Origin of the sequence: Acidocella sp., assembly GCF_052326845.1 — a bacterium.
Taxonomy (GTDB): Bacteria; Pseudomonadota; Alphaproteobacteria; order Acetobacterales; family Acetobacteraceae; genus Acidocella.
On sequence record NZ_JBKQJR010000152.1, the window covers coordinates 1 to 19,704 of the forward strand.

The window sequence follows — 19,704 nt, forward strand, 5'->3', positions numbered from 1 at the left end:
GGTGAGCGGCGGCAGTTCGGCATTGAGCTGGTCGATCCGCGCCTCCAGCCAGTCCACCTGCGCCTGGGTGACACGCAGGGACGGCGCCTCGCCTTCCTCGATCGGCACGCACAAATCCGCGCCGAGATCGAACAGGTCGTTCTGCACCCTGGCCAGCAGTTCATCCTCGGCCACGCCCACATGCAGCCGGGCAATGCCGATGGCGGCATTGGCCTCGTCCACCTCGCCGATGGCGGCGATCCGCAGGGATGATTTCGGCACCCGCGAGCCGTCGCCGAGCGAGGTTTCGCCATGATCGCCGCCGCGGGTGTAAATCTTGTCCAGCCTGACCATACCGCAATGCACCACGGCCAGGGCCGCGCCGCAAGACGGCGCGACACGCATAAAAAACGGGCCGGACGCGTGATGCGCCGGCCCGCCATTCGGTCCATGCCGCTGGGCGTGGCGTTACTTCTCGACGAAAGCCTTCTCGATCACGAACTCGCCGCGCTCGTGATGATTGCCTTCCCTGAAGCCGCGGGAGAGCAGCATGTTCTGCAGGTCGTCCAGCATCTGCGGGCTGCCGCAGAGCATCACGCGGTCGGTTTCCTTGTTCAGCGCAGGCAGGCCGAGATCGGCCTCAAGCTTGCCCTGCTCGAACAGCGCGGTAAGGCGCCCGTTGTTGCGGAACGGCTCGCGCGTGACGGTGGGGTAGTACAGCAGCTTCTCGCGCGCCACCTCGCCGAAGAACTCGTCGTTCAGCAGGTTGTTCGCGATCATCTCGCCATAGCCCAGCTCGTCGATCTGCCGGCAGCCATGGGCCAGCACGATGTGATCGTACAGCTCATAGGTCTCCGGGTCCTTCACGATGCTGATGAAGGGCGCGAGGCCGGTGCCGGTGCCGAGCAGGTACAGCGTCTTGCCCGGGAGCAGGTTCTGCTGGATCAGCGTGCCGGTCGGCTTGCCGCCGACGAGAATCTGGTCGCCCGGCTGGATCTTCTGCAACTGCGAGGTCAACGGACCGTTAGGCACCTTGATCGAGAAGAATTCCAGATGATCCTCGTGATGCGCACTGCACATCGAGTAGGCACGCATCAGCGGCTTCCCGTTGACCGTGAGGCCGATCATCGTGAACTGCCCGCTGATGAACCTGAAACCGGGATTGCGTGTGGCCGTGAAGCTGAACAGCCGGTCAGTCCAGTGCCGGACGGTTTGCACCGTCTCGGTATACATCGTCGCCAATTTTCTACTCCGCTCCTTCGTACCCGCCGGGTCTGCCCATCGGGCCTTTCCGGCCGCGGGGACATACAGGCTAACCAGTGCCTCTGACAATGCGGGCAGATGCCCTGCACCCGCCAGAGCCGCACTCGCGCGCGTGCATATACGAGCCGAAGAAAATGTTAACCTCTATTTTGGAATTGCAGGGGCCCAAAAAGCAAAAAACCTCTCCCGAGGGCCTAAGAGCACCTTTCAAAACCCGCTAGGCCGAGGCGAATGGCCCCGTATTACGAGCACCGGAGCGGAGCGTACGTTGAAGTACGTGAGCACCGGAGCGCAGAAATGCGGCGCCAGCCGGCCGGGATAGTAGGGTTTTGAAAGGTGCTCTAAAGCCACCCGCCGAAGGCGCCCCGCCATGCGCAAGCGGTCAGATCGCCACTTCGCCCCGCTCATTCGTACGGATGCGGATCACCTCATCCACATCGGACACGAAGATCTTGCCGTCGCCGATCTGGCCCGTCCGGGCGGCGTGCATGATCGCCTCCACGGCGTTCTCCAGCAACGTGGCCGGGCACACCACCTCGATGAGCAGTTTCGGCAGGAAATCCACCACGTATTCAGCGCCGCGATATTGCTCTGTATGCCCTTTCTGGCGGCCAAACCCTTTCGCCTCGGTCACGGTAATGCCGTACAGCCCGACACTTTGCAGCGCGTCCTTCACCTCGTCGAGCTTGAACGGCTTGATGATAGCCTCGATTTTTTTCATTTATTAGATACCCCTTCTGATTAAAGCGGTGTCCCCGGCTTGCGCCGCAGTTAGGCAGGTGAATTTAACTTAAGCAATCATTTTTTTCTGCCGCCCAGCAAGGCGGCACAACAACGGAATCGAAACGGCCGCGCCGGGTGCCGGAGAACAAACTTGGCGGCACGGTCTGGTTTGCGGTAAACAATTCCAAGTTTACCGCCGGAGCTAAAATGACCTCTGCGACACTGCGTGACATCCAATGCCAGATCCACGCCGATGCTGTCCGTCTCGCCCCTGAATTCGCCGCCTTCCATGGCATTAAAGTTGGTCTCAACGACGCCGCCCGCGCCCGCCCTGGCCTGCTTGGGCTGCATCTGCGCCTGGCCCTGGAGGCCGAGGCGCTGGCCCGCAAGGGCGTCGCCCCTGCCCTGGCCCACGCCGCCGCCGCCCGCGCCGCGGCACAGTTCATCGCGGCCGAGACCGACTCCCTCACCGCCGAGGACCGCGCCGCCCTGCCCGGCTGGGTTCCCGCCATGGCGGCGGAGGTCTCGCCCGGCTTGGCGTTCCTCGCGCGGAATTTCGGCCTGTCCGGCGCCGAAGCCGAATTGCTGCACCGGAACTGGCCGCATCTCGGAACTGCCGAGGCGCTGATGGAAACCGGGGGCGACATCCGCCTGGCCCGTGACCCGAAGAGCGCCCTCAACGGCTATGGCTGCAGCCACCGGCCGCGCCCCTGGGCCATCACCTTCGCCTCCTCCACCGCCTCTTCTTCCTCCGAACGCGGCTATGTCGCGGCGGACAAGATGCGCCTGCGCATCACCGCCGCCCTGCTGCGCGGCACCGAGCCGCACAAAGCCCTCCGCCAGTCCATCGAGGCCGTGCGCCGCGGCATCGCCGCCGCCTTTGGCCTGGGCGCGGAGGAGCGCATCATCCTCGCCGCGTCGGGCACCGATACCGAGCTGCTGGCCCTGGCGCTGACGCATCTCGCCGGTACAGATCAGCCCATCCTCAACATCCTGATCGCCCCCGAGGAAACCGGGCGCGGCGTGCCAATGGCGGCGCGCGGGCTGCATTTCGCCGTGGATACCGCGCGCGGGCATGACGTCACTTTCGAGGCGCCGATCGACGGCTTCCGCCCGGACACGGCGCTGGCCAACGTGCTGCTGCGCGAGCCCTCCGGCGCGGTGCGTCCGGAATCGATCGTCGAGGCCGAGATCGAGGCCACCCTCGCCGCCGGCATCGCCGCGGGCAAGCGCGTCATCCTGCACGGGCTGGATTTGTCCAAGACCGGGCTGCTCGCCCCCTCGCCCGCCTTCCTCGCCAAGCTGCGCCGCGACCATGGCGACAGGTTCGACATCGTGCTCGACGCCTGCCAGACCCGGTTCTCCCCGGCCTCGCTGCGCGCCTATCTGGCGCTGGACGCGGTGGTGCTGATCACCGGCTCCAAGTTCTTCACCGGCCCGCCCTTCGCGGGTGCCGCCATCCTGCCCGCCAGCTACGCCGCGCGGTTGCGCACCGGCACGCTGCCCGCCGGGCTCTCCGCCTATTTCGGGCGCGACGAATTTCCCGCCGGCGCGCAAGCCGCCAAGGCGTTGCAGCCGGGCGGCAATTATGGCCTGTCGCTGCGCTGGCATGCCGCCCTGGCCGAGATCAAGGCGCTGCAGCGCGTGCCGCCCGCCCGCCGCGCGGAAATCCTGCGCGCCTTCGGCGAGACGGTGCGCGCCGCCATTGCCGCCCAGCCCGCGCTCACGCTGCTGGAAGCCCCCGCCATCCATCGCACCGGGGCGGATGAAGACTGGGAGCGCCTGCCCACCATCTTCACCTTCAGCCTGCGCGCCCCGCACGCGCCGGAGCGCTGCCTCACGCCCGCCGAGGCACGGCACGTCTATACGTGGCTGAACACCGATCTCTCGCCCTTGCTGCCGAATGAATCCTGGGTCGCGGCGCGCATCTGCCATATTGGCCAGCCGGTGCCGCTGGCGCAGCCCAGCGGCTCGGGCCAGATGGGAGCGTTGCGCGTTTCCGCCGGGGCGCGGCTGATCTCGGGCGAGCCCTCACACCGCAACCTCGCCGCCCAAGCGCGGCTGGCGCGGGAATTCCTCGACCTCAACACTGTATTTCTGAAAATCGACCTGATTTTGCGGAACTGGGACAAGCTGGCCGAGGCCAACCCTGCTCCCGCTTACCGCCCGGCGCGCCTCGCCTCAGCGGGGCTGGTCAGCGCCTGATTCAAAACGGGCAAAAAAAAAGCCGGGGGCGGCGTTACACCGTCCCCGGCTGTTGAGCATTACGGCGTGGTGGTGGCCGGAGCAGCCGGAGCAGCAGCAGCCGGCGCGGTGGCGGCCTTCTTGTGGTGAGTGGTCTTCTTGTGGGACTTCGCGTGGGTTGCCGGCTTGGCAGCCGGGGCGGTGGCGGCCGGAGCGGTGGCAGCCGGAGCGGTCGCGGCAGGAGCAGCAGCAGCCGGCGCGGTGACGGCCGGAGCAGCCGGGGCAGCGGCGGTCTGCGCCATGGCGGGGCCGGCAATCAGGGCAGCAGTGGTGGCAGCAAGAACAAACTGGCGAAACATATTGTATTTCCTCTACTTCGCGGCAAAATTCACATGACCGCAAAAACTTTTTAGCTCTAGACTATATCGCAATTATGGCCAAGGGCAGAATACGGCGCCAGACTGCTGCACTGCAAAAAAACTCTGCCAAGCCGCGCTTAAATTCGCATCGCCTCATGGGCACAGGCCAGCGCCCCGTACCAGTGGCAGGAACGCTTGGGGATGCGCTCCAGCGTGACGGGGTCCACGGCCACCAGGCCGAAATGCCATTTCATGCCGTCATTCCACTCAAAGCTGTCGAGCAGCGACCAGACGAAATAGCCGCTGACATTGGCGCCGCTGTCCATGGCGCGGCGCAGGAAGCGCAGATGCTGGGCGATATAGGAGATGCGCGCCACGTCATCGAGCGGCGCGCCGCTCGTGTCGGTGCCGACCGTGGCGAAGCCGTTCTCCGAGATGAACATCTCGCGCGGGCTGTAGCGGTGCTGGATGCGGGTGAGGATCTCGTACAGCCCGTCCGGCTCGATGGGCCATCCGCCCGCGAAATATGGCGAGCGGCGCGGGTTGGCGCCGAAATAGGCGGACAGCGGATAAGCCGGGTTATGCGCGATGTTGAGGCGGCTGTAGTAGTTGATGCCCAGCATGTCGATCGGCTGTGCCATGATCCCGGCATCGCCGCTGCGAACATGCGGCGCGATATCCGCGGCGATCAATTCCGGATAGCTGCCGAAAAACAACGGCTCCAGTACCGCCCCGTTCCAGGCGGCATCGAATCGCTCGGCGGCCTGGGCATCCTCCAGCGCGGGGCTGGAGGGACGGATTGGCTCACAGGCGGCCACGGTGCCGATGCGCCCCTTGGCGCCCGAGGCGCGCAAGGCCTCGATCGCCATGCCCTGGCCGAGATTGAGATGATGCAGGGCGGCAAACCAGTTGTCCTGCCCGGTGAGTCCCGGCGCATGGTAGCCTAGGCAATGGCCGATATAGGCGTGCACGGCGGTCTCGTTCATCACCAGCCAGTTGGGCACGCGGTCGCCGAGGGCGCGGGAGGTCAAGTACGCGAACTCGGCAAGGCGGACGGCGGTGTCCCGGCTCGTCCAGCCGCCCTTGGCTTGCAGGGCTTGCGGCAGATCCCAGTGGTACAGGGTCAGCCAGGGCGTGACGCCCTTGGTGAGCAGGGCGTCCAGCAAGCGGTCGTAGAACGCGAAGCCCTTGGGGTTGGGCCTGGAGCCGCCATCGGGGAACAGGCGCGGCCAGGAGACCGAGAAACGGTAGTTGCGCAACCCGGCATCGGCGATGAGGGCGACGTCCTCCGGCATGTGGTGGTAGTGCCCGGCGGCGATGTTTGCGTTCTGGCCGCCCTTCACCCGGCATGGATTGTGGCAGAACTCGTCCCAGATGGAATCGCCGCGGCCGTCCTCGCGCACTGCCCCCTCGATCTGATAGGCCGAGGTGGAAACACCAAAAGCGAAGCCGGGCGGGAAGTTGAAGCTGGCCGGATCGGGCGGCAGCGGGTCTGGGTGCAGCAGCGCGGGCGGCAGTGCCGCAACGGCGGGCAGGCGCAGCAGGCCGCGCCGGGAGAGCGTAAGAAAAGAGCGGATATTCACCAACCGGACTTAATGAAAGCCGCCGACGGGTCGTACAACACGATCACGATACGCTCGCCGGCATTCTGCACCTGCACGGGCGTACCCAGCACCGCCTCACTCTCACGGTAATCCTGCTCTCTGCCCTGCCCTGCCAGGCCGTACACCGCCCATACGCGCTTGCCCTGGCTCATCGCCTGGGCGGCGTGGTTCAAGTCCCCCTGGGAGTCGTTGAGCACCATGGCCTGCTTGTCCGCGGGCAGATAAATCTGCAGTTCCTTGCCGGCGTAGAAATCGTGCAGATACAGCACGTCGCCCGGCGCCATCTCCTGCGCCAGCATCTGCGCCGCCAGGTCCCAGCGCGGCTTGGTCTCGGCCTGGTAATAGGAAGCGGCGTTGACCGCCAGCAGACCCACGGCAGTAACCACGGCTACGGCACGCATGCGCGGCGAGAACGCCTCCAGCAGCGCGCTGGCGCCGATCCCGGCCAGTATGGCGAAGGGCGCGCTGCTCCAAAGAATGTATCGCGGCAGCAGAACAGGTTGCCACAGCGAGATGGCGGTGAGCAGCAGGGGCAGGAACACCAGCGAGATGCCCAGCACCGCCAGCATCGCGGGACGCCGGCGCAAGCGCCACGCCGCCACGCCGACAGCGGTGGCAAGTGCCACATCAATCACCCAGACCAGCACCGGCGACGGGAGGTCCATGAGACGGAACGTCACCGAATCCGCCACCCGCATGAAATAGACAGAGCCGAAGCTGTACCAGAGGCGGGTGACGTCGAGCGGCGGGATCCAGGCCAGCGTCTGCACGAAGCCCTTCTGCTGGTGCAGTTCCAGCATCAGGTAGAACGGCGCGGTCAGCAGGACGATGGCAAGATCCGCCTTGAGCATGTTGATAAGAAAACCGCGCTGCCCCGATGCCAGCACGGTGAGCGCCACGGCGATGAGATTGGCCGCGATCAGCCAGGGCACGCCGTCGCCCAGCACATCCAGCGCCAGCGCCGTGCCCAGAATATAGGCGAGCCAGCCGGCGCGCGCCGGCGGCGCCAGCATCCGCCCCGCAGCCGCCGGCAGGTCCTGCGCCAGCCTGACCACGCCATACAGCGCCACCAGGATCAGCGACATCTCCATGGTGTAGGACCGCGCCTCCTGGCTGAACGCCAGCGCGATGGGCGAAAGCCCCATCACCAGCGCGGCGAGGCCGCCCGCGACCCAGCCGCCGATACGCCGGGCGATCAGGAACACCAGCACCACCGCCAGCGCGCCGAAAATGGCCGAAGGCAGACGCAGCCAGAATTCCGGGTGGCCGAGCGCCACCAGCGGCCGCAGCAGCAGGAAGAAGCTGGGCATGTGGTGGTTCGCGAAGGAATCCTGCACCAGCGCCGGCGTGCTCAGCGAAGCCCGTTGCAGGGTGAACACCTCGTCCAGCCAGAACGGCCGGGCCCCGAGGCCGATGAGGCGCGGCAGCAACGCCAGCACAAATACCGCCCCGGGCCAGGCGAGGTCCGGGGCGTTCGTCAGGCGTGAGAGGCGTAGCCTCAGGTTATCTAGCTGGTTCAAGCCGTTTCCTGGATCGCTGCGGCCCCCTGCGGCATCTCGAGACCCGGGCGCCAGTCCCGGAAGAATGCACGGCCGATGGCAGCAGCGATTTTCTGCAAGTGAATCTGCACGAGGTCCAGATAATCGTGCAGCCCGATGGCGAGAATATGGCTGAGCGGTTTTCCGGTCAGCAGCTCGCGCAGTATCTCCGCCATCTCGATCGCCTCCCCCGCGGCGGAAAGACCGTAGAGGCGGCGCAGATCGTCGAGATGCGACTCCGCCCGGCGCACGCAGAACAGCACCGAGCGCGGCGAGGACGCGTCGCGCAACAGGAAATGCACCACATCCTCGGGCGAGAACTCGGCCCGCGCCAGGCGCTTGAACGCATGGTATCCGGCGGCGGCGCGCAGAATCGCGTTCCACTGCGTCAATTCGGCGACGCGCTTCTCCTCCACCCCCTTCGGCAGCAGCGCGGTGTATTTGATGTCGAGCATGCGCGTGGTCTGGTCGGCACGCTCGATCAGCCGCCCCAGCTCGTAAAAATACCAGCCCTGGTCACGGTACATCGTGCCCTGGGTGATGCCGGTATGCGCCTGCACGCCGTCCTTGAGCCGCATGCATACGCGCGAGAGCGCGTCGCCCTCCAGATCCTCCGGCGTAATACGCGAGACGAAGCGCTGAAACACATTGATCTGCCGCCACATTTCCGTGCTCATCAGCGGGCGCAGCGTGCGGGCGTTGGTGCGGGCATCCTCGATCGAGGCGGGGATGGACGTCTTGTTGCCCCGGTCCAGCAAATAGAAGCGCTTGATATGCGTGGCATCGGGCGAGAAGCCGCGCTCGGAGAAATTCTTCTCATCCGCGTTGATGCGGATCAGCCCCCACCAAGCGGCGGTCTCCGCGCCGGGGCTCTCGAAGCTCTGCGTCACGTCGATCAGACGCGCCAGGTTTTCCACACGCTCGAAGTAGCGGGCCATCCAGAACAGGCCCTCGGCGTCACGCGCCAGCAATCCAGCGTCGCGCAAATAGCTCATGCCGCACCTCCTTTGGCGAAGGATTCAGCCAGCACCCAGGTATCCTTGGAGCCGCCGCCCTGGCTGGAATTGACGATCAGGCTGCCGCGCTTCATCGCCACGCGGGAGAGCCCGCCCGGCAGCACCCAGCTTTCCTTGCCGGTGATGATGAAGGGCCGCAGGTCGAGATGGCGCGGGCCGATTCCCTCCTCCGCCAGTGTCGGCGCCACGGAGAGGCCGATGACCGGCTGGCTGATCCAGTTATCCGGGTTGGCGAGGATGGCGGCGCGGGACGCCTCCAGCTCCTCCTTGCTCGCGCGCGGGCCGATGGTGATGCCGTAGCCGCCGGATTCACCCACCGGCTTGGTCACCAGCTTGTCGAGGTTATCGAGCGTGTATTTCAGCCCCGCGGGCTCGCGGCAGATATGCGTGTCCACGTTCTGGATCAGCGGCTCCTCGCCAAGATAATACTTAATGATGCGCGGCATGTAGGCATACACCGCCTTGTCGTCGGCCACGCCGGTGCCCACCGCGTTGGCGATGGTCACGTTGCCCGCCTTCCAGGCGCCGATCAGCCCCGGCACGCCGAGCATCGAATCCGGGCGGAACACCAGCGGGTCGAGGAAGTCGTCATTCAGGCGCCGGTAGATGGTGTGCACCGGCTTCAGCCCCGCCGTGGTGCGCATGTACACGCGCTCATTCTCCACCACGAGGTCCGCGCCCACGACCAGCGGCACGCCCATCTCGCGCGCCAGGAACACATGCTCGAAATAGGCGGAGTTGTAGATGCCCGGCGAGAGCAGCACCACGCTCGGGTCGTCGTGATCGCCCTGCGCCACCTCCGCCATCGCCGCGCGCAGGCGGCGGCCGTAATCATCCACCGGCTTGAGTTTGATGCCCGCCATCAGGTCCGGGAAGGTGCGCAGCATCAGATGCCGGTTCTCGATCACATAAGAGACACCGGAGGGCGTGCGCGCGTTATCCTCCAGCACGCGGAAATCGCCCATCTCGTCGCGGATGATGTCGATGCCGCAAATATGCGCGTAGGTGCCGTAGCGGACCGGGAAATCCTGCATCTCGGGGCGGTAATTGGAATTGCCGTAGACAAGGTCGGCGGGGATCACGCCATCCCTGACCACCAGCCCCTTGCTGTAGATATCGCCCAGGAAGGCATTCAGCGCCGCTACGCGCTGCTTGCAGGCGCGCTCGAGCAAATCCCATTCGCTGGCGGTCAGCACGCGCGGTATGCAGTCGAACGGCAGGATGCGGTCGATGGCCGTGGCATCGGAATACACAGTGAATGTCACGCCGAGGTCGATCAGATCCGTCTCCGCCGCCGAGGCGCGGGCGCGCAGAGCCTCCAGCCCGATCCGATCCAGCCGCTCGGCCAGCCATTGCGGCACGGGGCCGGCATCGGGGCGCGGGGTGGTCAGCTCGCAGAAGTAACGTCCGGGCTCATATTCAGGCCAGAGCTTATGGAAAACCTCGTTCAAACCAGCGCCTCCAGATAACAGAACGGATGATCAGGGAAGGGAGTCGTTGCGCGGCAAGTCACGTCATGGCCAAAAAATGCTGAAATTCGCGCCAAAGCTGCGTGCCACGCCGAGAATTTCATCGCGCATAAACCATATATTGACGCCTATCCGTCATGTGTTGGGTTCAAGCTGCCTCCAAAACATGTTTTCCTGCAAGCCCTTATCATTCTCATGTAATGTCCCAAGTAATATCCCAAGCAAATACCGGACCACCCTGCCGCAGTGCCGGCTGCAAGGTTTTCCCGGTAGGCACTCGCTTGACAGTCTGTTAAGCCTCACAGATGCAAAAGCTGACGGAAAGATTATCCGCCTGTGACGAGATGATCGACCGCCAGGGCCGGATCCGCGGCCCTTGGGGGCCGGTCATGTCGGCTGTGCGCGAGATCGGGCCGGAGGAGCTGGAGCGCCGCGCCGCCGCGCTGAACCGGCAGATGGGCCTGGCAGCGCCCTTCGGCACCACGCCGAAATCCTTCTACGACCCCCTGCCCGCCCCGCTCACCGCCGCAGAATTCTCCTGGCTGGAAGCCGCGCTGCAACAGCGCGCCCAGATGCTGAGCGCCACGCTGGAGGATCTGTACGGGCCGCAAACCCTGCTGCGCGATGGCAAGCTGCCCCCGGCCTTGGTGCTGGGCGAGCCGCATTTCCTGCGCGGCATGCACACCGCAACCTCCCTCGCCTCGCCGCGCCTGTCGCTCTACGCGGCGGATGTAGTGCGCTGCTCGGATGGCAGCTTCCGCCTGCTGCGCGACCATACCGGCGTCATCCCCGGGCTGGGCCACGCGCTGAACCTGCGACGCCTGGCCGCCAGCACCCTGCCGGAACTGTGCCGCACCGGCGGGCTGCGCTCTCTGCGCCCGGCGCGCGAAATGCTGGTGGACCATCTGCACCGCGAAGCCGAGGGCGGCCTGGTAGCCGTGCTCTCCGCCGGGGCGCATGGCGGCCCCACCCAGGACATGGTGGACGAAGCCCTGCTCGCCCGCGCCCTGGGCCTGCTGCTGATCGAACCCGGCGACCTCGCCGCCCGCAACGGCGCCCTGCACATGAAGACGCTGAGCGGGCTGCTGCATGTCGCCCTGCTGATCCGCGGCATCTCGGGCATCGACCTCGACCCCCTGGAACAGGGCGGCCGCCCGGGGCTGGGCATACCCAGCGCCTTCGGTGCGATCCGTGCCGGCGTGCTCACCATGCTAAACACCCCCGGCACCGGACTGCCGGAGGCGGCCAATCTGCAGCCGTATATCGACCAGCTTTTCCAGCCCTTGCTGGGGCAGGAGGCGATGCTGCTCCGCGCCTCGGAGGCTGATATCGCCGCCTGCTCAAAGGCCCCGTTCGTCACCGGCCGGGGCTACACCCCGGCGCCGCTATGCTTCCGCCTGTTCGCCTGGAATGACGGCGCGAACTGGCAGGTGCTCCCCGGCGGGATCGGCCTGCCGATCGCCACGCCGGAGGTCGAGACCCCCGTGCTCGGACTCAAAGATGTCTGGGTGCTGGACGAGGAGGACAACCTCTACACTGCCGGCCCGCCTCCGGCGGAACCGCCCCAGCATGTGTCGTTCCTCGCCGCGGCGCATTTGCCGTCGCGCCTTGCCGACAATCTGTTCTGGCTCGGCCGTTCCGTGGAGCGGCTGGAAGCCGCCTGCCGCCTGCTCATGCTGGCAGTGCCGCGCCTCGAATCCGGCACCTCGCTGCCGCGCGACACCGCCGAGCGCGTCCTGCTCTCGCGCTGCCTCGCCCAGGCCGGGCTGCTGCCGGCAGAAATCGCCGGCGGCGGGCTCTCCGGCCGCCTGTTGCGCCAGACCCTGGTGCGGCGCCGGCCCATCACCGGGCTGATGAAAGAAGTCGGGCGGCTAGTCAACGCGGCCTCGGAGCGGCTTTCCCCCTCCATGCTCGCCACGGTGCGCTTTGCCCTGCACCAGGCGGCCGAGGCGCTGCCCAACGAGGAAACCGCGCTGCCCACCTTGCTTAGTTTCGCCGCCACCTTCGCCGGCATCGCGGCGGAGAACATGTCGCGCGACGGCGGCTGGCTGTTCCTGGAAATGGGCCGCCGCCTGGAGCGCGGCGAGACCATGGCGGAGAGCCTCGCCATCCTGCTCGACGCGCGGCCAGAGCGGTTGGAGCCGGGCATGGCGCTGGGCATCGAGCTGGCCGATTCCGTGCTGAGCTACGACCTGCGCCACGCTGGCATTCTGGCCCCCGGCCCGGTGCTGTCCATGCTGCTGGCGGATGTCTCCAACCCGCGTTCCTTCGCCTACCAATGCGCAGCACTGCGCGGGTGCCTGCAACGCCTCGGCGCCGAGGACGACGCAGAAGCCGCGCGCCAGTTGCAGCAGGACGTCGCCAACCTGGCCGGCACGGCCACCGGCCTGCGCGCCCCGCTCATCCAGGCCGGAGCCAAGCTGCGCCTGCTCTCCGACCGCGTGCACAGGCGCTTTTTCGTCCTCCTGCCAGAGGCCCATACCCTGGAAGAAGACGAAATCCTGGAGGCTGCGCAGTGACCCTCTACCGCCTGCACCACACCACCAGCTACGACTATGCCGATCCCGTGGTTCTCGGCACGCATTTCCTGCATCTTCTGCCGCGCGAGCGGCCCGGCCAGATCGTGCGCGAAGCGCAGCTCGCCATCGCCCCCGACCCGGACAGCCGGCGCGACGAGATCGACCATTTCGGCAACCACACCACCACGGTTTCGCTCACCGGCGCGCATAAGGAATTCCGGGTCTCGCTGAGCGCCACCGTGGAGGTGACCCAGCCCGCCCCGCCTGCCCCTGAGCGCACACTGCGCTGGGAGGCGATCGCGGCACACGGCATCACCGACCCCGGGGTGGCGGAATTCTGCCTGCCCAGCACGCTTGCCACACCCAATAACGAAATCGCCGATTACGCCGCGCTCAGCTTCCTGCCGGGGCGCAGCACCCTCGCCGCGCTGCTGGAGCTGAACCAGCGTATCTGGACGGAAATGACCTACCGCCCTGGCGTGACAAATACTTGCACCACCGCCGCGCATGTGCTCACCACCCGCGCCGGCGTGTGCCAGGATTATGCGCATTTCATGCTCGCCTGCCTGCGCGCGCTCGGCCTGCCGGGGCGCTATGTCTCGGGTTATCTGCGCACCTCGCCGCCGCCGGGGGAACATAAGCGCCGCGGGGCGGACCAGTCTCATGCCTGGATCTCCGCCTGGCTGGGACCGGAGACCGGCTGGGTGGATTTCGACCCCACCAACAACCTGCTGGTGCGTGATGAGCACGTCACCCTCGCCTGGGGCCGGGATTTCAACGACGTCTCGCCCCTGCGCGGCATCATCCTGGGCGGCGGGCGGCACTTCCTGCGCGTGAATGTCGATCTGGACCCGGTGCTGACGTAGTCAGTTGCGTCTATTTCGCATCTTCATCACGCATCACAAATGTGTTATTTTAGAACAATCTCAATTTTTACATTGCGAAATAGCAAATAAAGCCAGTAAATTAAAATCCGGTTAGCTTAACGGGATGAGCGAGGTCAGAAACATTCAATTATGCGTTCACGATCCGAACGGTGAAGCAGTGAAAATTACTATTACAACCAGCGCCACGCTCTCCAATACAACCGGCGACGGCCCAAGCTATGCGGTCACGGCTATTAGCGGTTCCGTGGATGGGGCCGCGACCGATGGCAAGGTGGGCACCGGTGGCGTCGCGGCGACCGAGTACTCGAACAATTACTACTACTTCACTTACGACAATGCCATATTCCCCACATCCACAACTGGCGCCTACGGCAGCACTGACGGCATCGATAAGGCTGGGTTCTATTTTTCAATCGGCGGGGTTCATTACAATCTCTGGACACAAAACGGCAGTTTCATCCTCGATCACACGGGCAGCCAACCCGAGACACTTACGCTTGTGTCAACCGATGCCCCCTTGTTTCTGCGCCGGCACGATGATCCTGACCGACCGCGGAGACGTTGCGGTCGAGACGCTGACAATCGGCGACAATGTAATCACAACGACAGGTGAAACACGGCCGGTCCGATGGATAGGCCGCCGCGTTGTATCAACGCGCTTTGCCGACCCACTGCGCGTGAACCCGGTCCACATCAAGACCAACGCCCTGGCTGACGGCGTGCCGTCCCGCGACCTGCTGATCTCCCCGGACCACGCTTTGCTGGTCGATGGCATTCTGGCCCAGGCCGGCGCACTGGTGAACGGCATCTCCATCGTGCGCGAGACCGAGGTTCCAGAAAGCTTCACTTATTACCATGTCGAAGTGGCCGACCACTCGCTGATCCTGGCCGAAGACACCCCGGCCGAGACCTTCATCGACAATGTCGACCGCATGGCTTTCGACAATTGGGAAGAGTACGTGGCCGTCGTGGGCGAGACCTCGATTACCGAAATGGAGCTGCCCCGCGCCAAGGCGCTGTGCGGCGCGGAACGCACTGCCGCCTAAACCTACAAACACCGCTGCCACACAGCACCGCCCGGTTTACCGCCGGGCGGTTTGCCTTTGGCCGGATTCAGAACCGGCGCGGCGCTCCGCCCCCGGCAAACAGCGCGCGCAGCAGCATGATCCCGAGCCCGCCCAACAGCAGTAGGGGAATGACCAGCACGGCCATCCAGAACATCAGGGCGACAGCACCAAGCACCAGCCCGAAAATCGCCAGCCGGACCACGAACATGCCGATATCCGGCTTCGTCTGCGGCGAGTCCACGAACTCGCCCTCCGGCGTCATGTCGATTACCGGCCCTTCATCTTTTTTCATGCGCTTCATATAGGGGCGCGGTGGCGCGGCTTCAATTCAGCTCCGCGAGCGCGATCTCCAGCCGGGCCAGATAATCATTCGTGGCGCGGGCGTAGTTCACGTCGAGGTCGGAGGAGAGTTCCGAGGTCGCGTTCCACAGCGCCTCGCGCAGCAGCGATGCGCATTTGAACGCCCGGAACGCGTCATGTTCGCTCCTCTCCACCCGCCGGCCGTAATAGGCCTGCAGCAGGGCGTCCTCTTCCGCTGGGTAGAAATTGTTGTTGGAGCACAGGTTCGCCAGGTCGAACATCGGCGCGTTGAACCCGGCATAGTCCCAGTCCAGCAGCCACAGCCTGGCGCCGTCGTCGAACACATTCCCGGCCAGCAGGTCGTTATGGCAGAACACGATGTCCACCTTGCCGACACGGCTTTCCAGCTTCTCGTTGATCTCCTGCAACTCCTCGAGGCGCTCGGCAATGCGCGAGCCGGACTTACTCAGCCCGGCAATGTAGGAGCGGTTGATATGGAACACCCAGAAGGCCAGCAGAGGCCCCTGCAGGAACGCTGCCATGCTCGTATGGCAGCGCCGCAGCAGCGCCGCCACGCGCAGCAGGTTTTCCGGCTTCTGGATCTCATCGGCCTTCAGGCTGCGCCCGGGCAGCAGCCGCATCACCATCACGCCTGGCGAGGTATAGAATATCTTCGGGGAGATCCCGGCCCGCGCCGCCGCCCGCGCCGCCGCCTGCTCGTTGAAGCGCATCACCCCATGCTCGGGCTTGTCCTGCCCCAGCCGCACGGCGAAGCGCTGGCCGTCGGCCTGCTGTACCCCGTAGTTGCGGTTGGTTGTGCCGCCCTCGAGCGGCCAGATCTTGATGGGACCTGTCCAGAAGGGAATTGCTTCCACTTCCAGCAGGGAACGATCGGCCATCACGTCGCTCACGTCAGATCACCCCGAATGTGTATATATGCCATTTTACAGTAAAAGACCTTCTGGGAAAGCACATTACAACACAGTTGCGAGCCGTTTGCACCTCCGCGCGGAAAGCCCCGTGGCGGGCAACCCGGCTTGCGGCTAGAAGAGCGCGATGTCCGAGGATGATCTGTTCGGCCCGCCCGAGCCCGCCGCTCCGCCCCTCAGCGCCGCCCAGCCGCTGGCGGAAAAGCTGCGGCCGAAGACGCTCGCCGATATCGTCGGCCAGGAGCATCTGCTGGGGCCGGACGGCAGCCTCACCGGCATGCTCAAGCGCCATTCCCTCGCCTCGCTCATCCTCTGGGGCCCGCCTGGCGTGGGCAAGACCACCATCGCCAGGCTGCTCTCGGCCCAGGCGGGGCTGCAGTTCCGGCAGATCTCGGCGGTGTTCTCCGGTGTGGCGGACCTCAAGAAAGTGTTCGAGGACGCGCAGAAGCTGCAACGCGCCGGGCATATCACCCTGCTGTTCGTGGATGAAATCCACCGCTTCAACCGAGCCCAGCAGGATGCCTTTCTCCCAGTGGTCGAGGCCGGCACCATCGTGCTCGTCGGCGCCACCACGGAGAACCCGTCCTTCGCGCTCAATGGCGCGCTGCTCTCGCGCTGCCAGGTCTTCGTGCTGCGCCGGCTGGATGACGACGCCATGGAGCAACTGCTCCGCCGCGCCGAGGCCGAGATGGCCCGCCCCCTGCCGCTGACTGAAGGTGCGCGCGCCACACTGCGCGCCATGGCCGATGGCGATGGCCGGGCCTTGCTCAACATGGCCGAGCAGCTCTTCGCCCTGCCGCCGGATGGCGAGCTGACCGAGGAGCAGCTCTCGCGCATGCTCTCCCGCCGCGCGGCACTCTACGACCGCGACCGCGAGGAGCACTACAACCTCATCTCCGCTTTGCATAAATCCATGCGCGGCTCGGATGCCGACGCCGCCCTCTACTGGCTCGCCCGCATGCTCGCGGGTGGCGAGGACCCGCGCTACATCGCCCGGCGCGTCACCCGCTTCGCGGCGGAGGATATCGGCCTGGCCGACCCGCAGGCCCTGCCCCAGGCGCTTGCGGCGTGGGAAGCGTATGAGCGCCTCGGCTCGCCAGAGGGCGAGGTGTGCATCGCGCAGGCGGTGCTGTATCTCGCCACCGCGCCAAAATCCAACGCCGCCTACAAGGCGCTGGGAGCGGCCAACCGCGCCGCCAAGGAAACCGGCAGCCTGATGCCGCCGATGAACATCCTCAACGCCCCCACCAAGCTGATGAAAAACCTCGGCTACGGTGAGGGCTATGAGTACGACCACGACAGCGAGGAGGGCTTCTCGGGCGCCAATTACTTCCCCGAGGGCATGGGCAGGCCGGATTTCTACCGCCCCGTCGAGCGCGGTTTCGAGCGAGAGATCATCAAGCGCCTCGCTTATTGGCAGAAACTGCGCGAAGAGAAGGCATGACTGAGTTTACCATTACCGACGCCGCCACCGATATGCGGCTGGACCGCTTCCTCCGCCGCGAAATCCCTGGCCTGACGCAAGCCATGCTGCAGAAACACCTGCGCACCGGCAAGATCCGCCTCAACGGCGCCAAGGCCGAGGCCAATACGCGCCTGAACCCCGGCGACACGCTTCTCGTGCCCGAGATCGCCCCGCCCGAGCGCAAGCCCCGCACCCGCCACGTGGTGAAGATGGACCCCGCCCGGCTGAAGGAGCTGGAGGCGATGATCCTCTACCAGGACGATTCCGTGATTGTGCTGAACAAGCCGGCAGGGATCGCGGTGCAGGGCGGCTCGGGCATCGCCGTGCATATCGACGGCATGCTGGACGCCCTCCAGGGCGATTCCGAGGAGCGCCCGAAGCTCGTCCACCGGCTGGACCGCGATACCTCGGGTATTCTTCTGGTGGCCCGCAACGCGCGGGTGGCGAACAAGCTCTCCATCGCGTTCCGTAGCCGCGATGTCGAAAAAACCTACTGGGCGCTGCTGGCCAGCGTGCCGGAGCCTATGGAAGGGCGCATCGACCTGCCGCTGAAGCGCATCGATCTCGGCACCACCTCCCGCGCCGAACCGGCGAGCCGCAAGGACAAGGAGGCGCAAAAGGCCGTCACCGACTACCGGGTTCTGGATTACGCGGGCAAGAGATTCTGCCTCATCCAGCTCAACCCCCAAACCGGGCGCATGCACCAGCTCCGTGCGCACTGCCTGGCACTCGGCACGCCGATTTTGGGCGATGCCGTATATGGCGGCATCTTTTCCGAACATTTCGCCCAGCAGCTGCATCTGCACGCGCGGCGCCTGGCCATTCCGCACCCGGAGGGCGGACTCCTCACCGTCGAGGCGCCGCTGCCGCCACATATGCGCGACGGCCTAGCCTATCTGGGCTTTACCGTGCCGGAAGCGCAGAAGCCGAAGCGGGTGCGGTGAGGATGAGCGTTGGGGGGGGCGAGGAGAGTTGCGCCCCATCCTGGTTGTTCTCGGAACTCACCACGCGCCCCGAAAACGGTTATTCACCTCGCCGCAGCACTTCCGAAATTCAAGCAGACCGGGTGAAAGCGCCCATTTGGTCATAAGTGGTGCTATCCTAGCAAATTACACTACCCAGAACTTCACTGAGGCGAACGCGGCCTCAACAAAGCTGAGCAGCGCCAAAACCCCGATCAGCGATGCGTAGGCCACCATGGGAAGTTGGGCAATGAGCGCGCCGAAGCCTAGAAATGCCGCGATCGCGGGAAACAGGAGCCGAGGGACGCCGAGCAGGTTCTGATTTGTCGTGAAGATCGTCCAGAGATAGCCAATAAATACGATCCACCCGGCGGCCGCAATAGCACCCGCGCGGCCGCGCAGCGTGAATGTTGAAACGATCAGGCCAATGAGCACGACCAAGAAAGCCAAAAAATTTATGAGTCGCTGTATGCCCATGGCGATCAATGCCGCACCTGCGTGGATCTGGCCCCCGTGGAGAAGTTCGCGGCCCTGGGCGATCTCGTCGATGCCAGCGTTGGGTTGCTGAAGATAACGCGGCAGATCGATGAGGCTTCGCAGACGATCATGCAGTGACGACGCCGTTCCCCAGCCGGATTGGGCTTCGATAAATGCGAAAGGGTCGTGAAACGACAGGAACTGATAGATCATGAACCCCAGTAAGCCAAACAGCGCGAGCAGCCCCCAAAGGACCAGTTTGGGCAGACCACTAAGCCGAGCGCCCAATTGCAGCCACCGAAGCGCATGCGCGAGGCCAAGCGCCAAGCCGACGAAGACGACAGTCGGAGCGACCGCAGTGCCAAGCCCAAGCCAGCCCGCCGAGCGCCAGAAGCGGCCATCGATATGATCCGCAAGGGCGGCGATAATGCAGAGCGAGATCAATCCGGTTGGATAACCCATCAGGTAAAAAGACGATGCGGGCCACAGCGCATAACAAGCCACTGCTGCGGGGACTGCACGAGGGCTGATGACCTTCCACGCCAATCGCTCAAATACAAGGATCGAAGCGAGGCCAAAAAGCAGCGATAAGATGACAATCAGGGGCACCGCAGCTGATCCACCAAGCGCGATCGCAGCCCGGTCAATCAAGGGCTGTGCCGGAAAGAACGCAATGCTTTGTTGTTGTGCCGCATTGGCAAGCGGATTCCAAGAATACCCGGCCGACGCGATTGCATTATACCAGCGCCCATCCCAGGATAGAAGCTGTGCCGCGACGCCGCCGGGCGGAGTGGACTTGTCCAGAGGGAGCACGAGCCGCCCAATCGTGACCCCCGCCGCTTGGGTGGCAAGTAAGCCCACGATCAGCCACGGCGCAAGCATTCTCCCCTGCTCATGCCTTGTCACTGCGACCTCGAAATCCCCCAGCGTGCTATTAGCCATTTTGAAAAAATTCTCCTTTGG

The 19,704-nt window shown here is 65.1% G+C and carries 18 protein-coding genes; 7 read left to right on the forward strand and 11 right to left on the reverse strand.

Annotated features, from left to right (window positions below; translation table 11 throughout):
- From ACLPJJ_RS10595 to ACLPJJ_RS10605, 3 genes are all read right to left on the reverse strand, one after another.
- On the reverse strand, nucleotides 1–384 hold a 384-nt coding region (locus ACLPJJ_RS10595; RefSeq protein ID WP_443590945.1), incomplete at its 3' end, for an ATP:cob(I)alamin adenosyltransferase.
- A 63-nt stretch (nucleotides 385–447) separates the two neighbouring features.
- Nucleotides 448–1,221, reverse strand: a complete 774-nt coding sequence (locus ACLPJJ_RS10600) for a ferredoxin--NADP reductase (protein ID WP_443590946.1) — start codon at nucleotides 1,219–1,221, stop codon at nucleotides 448–450.
- 403 nt (nucleotides 1,222–1,624) lie between these two features.
- A complete protein-coding gene (locus ACLPJJ_RS10605) occupies nucleotides 1,625–1,963 on the reverse strand; it encodes a P-II family nitrogen regulator (RefSeq protein ID WP_443590947.1) in 339 nt (112 codons plus the stop codon).
- Nucleotides 1,964–2,172: 209 nt separating this feature from the next.
- On the opposite strand from ACLPJJ_RS10605, the gene ACLPJJ_RS10610 reads away from it, so the two are divergent.
- The gene (locus tag ACLPJJ_RS10610) at nucleotides 2,173–4,170 is read left to right on the forward strand and encodes a hypothetical protein (RefSeq protein ID WP_443590948.1); all 1,998 of its coding nucleotides are present in this window, start codon (nucleotides 2,173–2,175) and stop codon (nucleotides 4,168–4,170) included.
- Nucleotides 4,171–4,229: 59 nt separating this feature from the next.
- Here ACLPJJ_RS10610 and ACLPJJ_RS10615 read toward each other — a convergent pair whose 3' ends face one another.
- The 5 genes from ACLPJJ_RS10615 to ACLPJJ_RS10635 form a co-directional block, all read right to left on the reverse strand.
- A complete protein-coding gene (locus tag ACLPJJ_RS10615) occupies nucleotides 4,230–4,508 on the reverse strand; it encodes a hypothetical protein (RefSeq protein WP_443590949.1) in 279 nt (92 codons plus the stop codon).
- A gap of 137 nt (nucleotides 4,509–4,645) precedes the next feature.
- Nucleotides 4,646–6,091: a GH1 family beta-glucosidase gene (locus ACLPJJ_RS10620; RefSeq protein ID WP_443590950.1), complete on the reverse strand. Its 1,446-nt coding sequence runs from the start codon at nucleotides 6,089–6,091 to the stop codon at nucleotides 4,646–4,648.
- Nucleotides 6,088–7,632, reverse strand: coding sequence for a glycosyltransferase family 39 protein (locus tag ACLPJJ_RS10625; RefSeq protein ID WP_443590951.1), 1,545 nt, complete (start codon nucleotides 7,630–7,632; stop codon nucleotides 6,088–6,090). The genes ACLPJJ_RS10620 and ACLPJJ_RS10625 overlap by 4 nt, the downstream gene beginning before the upstream one ends.
- Nucleotides 7,629–8,645: an alpha-E domain-containing protein gene (locus ACLPJJ_RS10630; RefSeq protein ID WP_443590952.1), complete on the reverse strand. Its 1,017-nt coding sequence runs from the start codon at nucleotides 8,643–8,645 to the stop codon at nucleotides 7,629–7,631. Before ACLPJJ_RS10630 ends, ACLPJJ_RS10625 begins: the two co-directional genes overlap by 4 nt.
- Nucleotides 8,642–10,117, reverse strand: a complete 1,476-nt coding sequence (locus ACLPJJ_RS10635; protein ID WP_443590953.1) for a circularly permuted type 2 ATP-grasp protein — start codon at nucleotides 10,115–10,117, stop codon at nucleotides 8,642–8,644. The genes ACLPJJ_RS10630 and ACLPJJ_RS10635 overlap by 4 nt, the downstream gene beginning before the upstream one ends.
- A gap of 323 nt (nucleotides 10,118–10,440) precedes the next feature.
- Between ACLPJJ_RS10635 and ACLPJJ_RS10640 the strand changes: the two genes are divergently transcribed.
- The 4 genes from ACLPJJ_RS10640 to ACLPJJ_RS10655 all read left to right on the forward strand — a co-directional run bounded on the left by ACLPJJ_RS10640 (nucleotide 10,441) and on the right by ACLPJJ_RS10655 (nucleotide 14,587).
- Nucleotides 10,441–12,654, forward strand: a complete 2,214-nt coding sequence (locus ACLPJJ_RS10640; RefSeq protein WP_443590954.1) for a circularly permuted type 2 ATP-grasp protein — start codon at nucleotides 10,441–10,443, stop codon at nucleotides 12,652–12,654.
- Nucleotides 12,651–13,520 carry a transglutaminase family protein gene (locus ACLPJJ_RS10645; protein WP_443590955.1) on the forward strand — a complete coding sequence of 290 codons (870 nt, stop codon included), beginning with the start codon at nucleotides 12,651–12,653 and terminating at the stop codon, nucleotides 13,518–13,520. The genes ACLPJJ_RS10640 and ACLPJJ_RS10645 overlap by 4 nt, the downstream gene beginning before the upstream one ends.
- Before the next feature lie 124 nt (nucleotides 13,521–13,644).
- Entirely contained in the window at nucleotides 13,645–14,154 is a 510-nt protein-coding gene (locus ACLPJJ_RS10650) for a hypothetical protein (RefSeq protein ID WP_443590966.1), read from the forward strand.
- Nucleotides 14,078–14,587, forward strand: coding sequence for a Hint domain-containing protein (locus ACLPJJ_RS10655; RefSeq protein ID WP_443590956.1), 510 nt, complete (start codon nucleotides 14,078–14,080; stop codon nucleotides 14,585–14,587). The genes ACLPJJ_RS10650 and ACLPJJ_RS10655 overlap by 77 nt, the downstream gene beginning before the upstream one ends.
- A 67-nt stretch (nucleotides 14,588–14,654) precedes the next feature.
- Here ACLPJJ_RS10655 and ACLPJJ_RS10660 read toward each other — a convergent pair whose 3' ends face one another.
- Nucleotides 14,655–14,900, reverse strand: coding sequence for a hypothetical protein (locus ACLPJJ_RS10660; protein ID WP_443590957.1), 246 nt, complete (start codon nucleotides 14,898–14,900; stop codon nucleotides 14,655–14,657).
- A gap of 31 nt (nucleotides 14,901–14,931) precedes the next feature.
- Nucleotides 14,932–15,807, reverse strand: a complete 876-nt coding sequence (locus tag ACLPJJ_RS10665) for a phosphotransferase (protein ID WP_443590958.1) — start codon at nucleotides 15,805–15,807, stop codon at nucleotides 14,932–14,934.
- A 157-nt stretch (nucleotides 15,808–15,964) separates the two neighbouring features.
- Between ACLPJJ_RS10665 and ACLPJJ_RS10670 the strand changes: the two genes are divergently transcribed.
- Nucleotides 15,965–17,281: a replication-associated recombination protein A gene (locus tag ACLPJJ_RS10670; protein WP_443590959.1), complete on the forward strand. Its 1,317-nt coding sequence runs from the start codon at nucleotides 15,965–15,967 to the stop codon at nucleotides 17,279–17,281.
- Entirely contained in the window at nucleotides 17,278–18,246 is a 969-nt protein-coding gene (locus ACLPJJ_RS10675) for an RluA family pseudouridine synthase (RefSeq protein ID WP_443590960.1), read from the forward strand. Before ACLPJJ_RS10670 ends, ACLPJJ_RS10675 begins: the two co-directional genes overlap by 4 nt.
- 165 nt (nucleotides 18,247–18,411) lie before the next feature.
- On the opposite strand, the gene ACLPJJ_RS10680 is transcribed toward ACLPJJ_RS10675, so the two are convergent.
- Nucleotides 18,412–19,683, reverse strand: coding sequence for a hypothetical protein (locus tag ACLPJJ_RS10680; RefSeq protein WP_443590961.1), 1,272 nt, complete (start codon nucleotides 19,681–19,683; stop codon nucleotides 18,412–18,414).
- Nucleotides 19,684–19,704 lie beyond the last annotated feature (21 nt).

Bases quoted from the DNA above. Each gene is read 5' to 3' on its own strand.
- ACLPJJ_RS10605 (WP_443590947.1), bottom strand. From the start codon at position 1,963: ATGAAAAAAATCGAGGCTATCATCAAGCCGTTCAAGCTCGACGAGGTG.
- ACLPJJ_RS10610 (WP_443590948.1), top strand. From the start codon at position 2,173: ATGACCTCTGCGACACTGCGTGACATCCAATGCCAGATCCACGCCGAT.
- ACLPJJ_RS10615 (WP_443590949.1), bottom strand. From the start codon at position 4,508: ATGTTTCGCCAGTTTGTTCTTGCTGCCACCACTGCTGCCCTGATTGCC.
- ACLPJJ_RS10630 (WP_443590952.1), bottom strand. From the start codon at position 8,645: ATGAGCTATTTGCGCGACGCTGGATTGCTGGCGCGTGACGCCGAGGGC.
- ACLPJJ_RS10640 (WP_443590954.1), top strand. From the start codon at position 10,441: ATGCAAAAGCTGACGGAAAGATTATCCGCCTGTGACGAGATGATCGAC.
- ACLPJJ_RS10650 (WP_443590966.1), top strand. From the start codon at position 13,645: ATGAGCGAGGTCAGAAACATTCAATTATGCGTTCACGATCCGAACGGT.
- ACLPJJ_RS10655 (WP_443590956.1), top strand. From the start codon at position 14,078: ATGATCCTGACCGACCGCGGAGACGTTGCGGTCGAGACGCTGACAATC.
- ACLPJJ_RS10660 (WP_443590957.1), bottom strand. From the start codon at position 14,900: ATGAAAAAAGATGAAGGGCCGGTAATCGACATGACGCCGGAGGGCGAG.
- ACLPJJ_RS10665 (WP_443590958.1), bottom strand. From the start codon at position 15,807: ATGGCCGATCGTTCCCTGCTGGAAGTGGAAGCAATTCCCTTCTGGACA.
- ACLPJJ_RS10670 (WP_443590959.1), top strand. From the start codon at position 15,965: ATGTCCGAGGATGATCTGTTCGGCCCGCCCGAGCCCGCCGCTCCGCCC.
- ACLPJJ_RS10675 (WP_443590960.1), top strand. From the start codon at position 17,278: ATGACTGAGTTTACCATTACCGACGCCGCCACCGATATGCGGCTGGAC.
- ACLPJJ_RS10680 (WP_443590961.1), bottom strand. From the start codon at position 19,683: ATGGCTAATAGCACGCTGGGGGATTTCGAGGTCGCAGTGACAAGGCAT.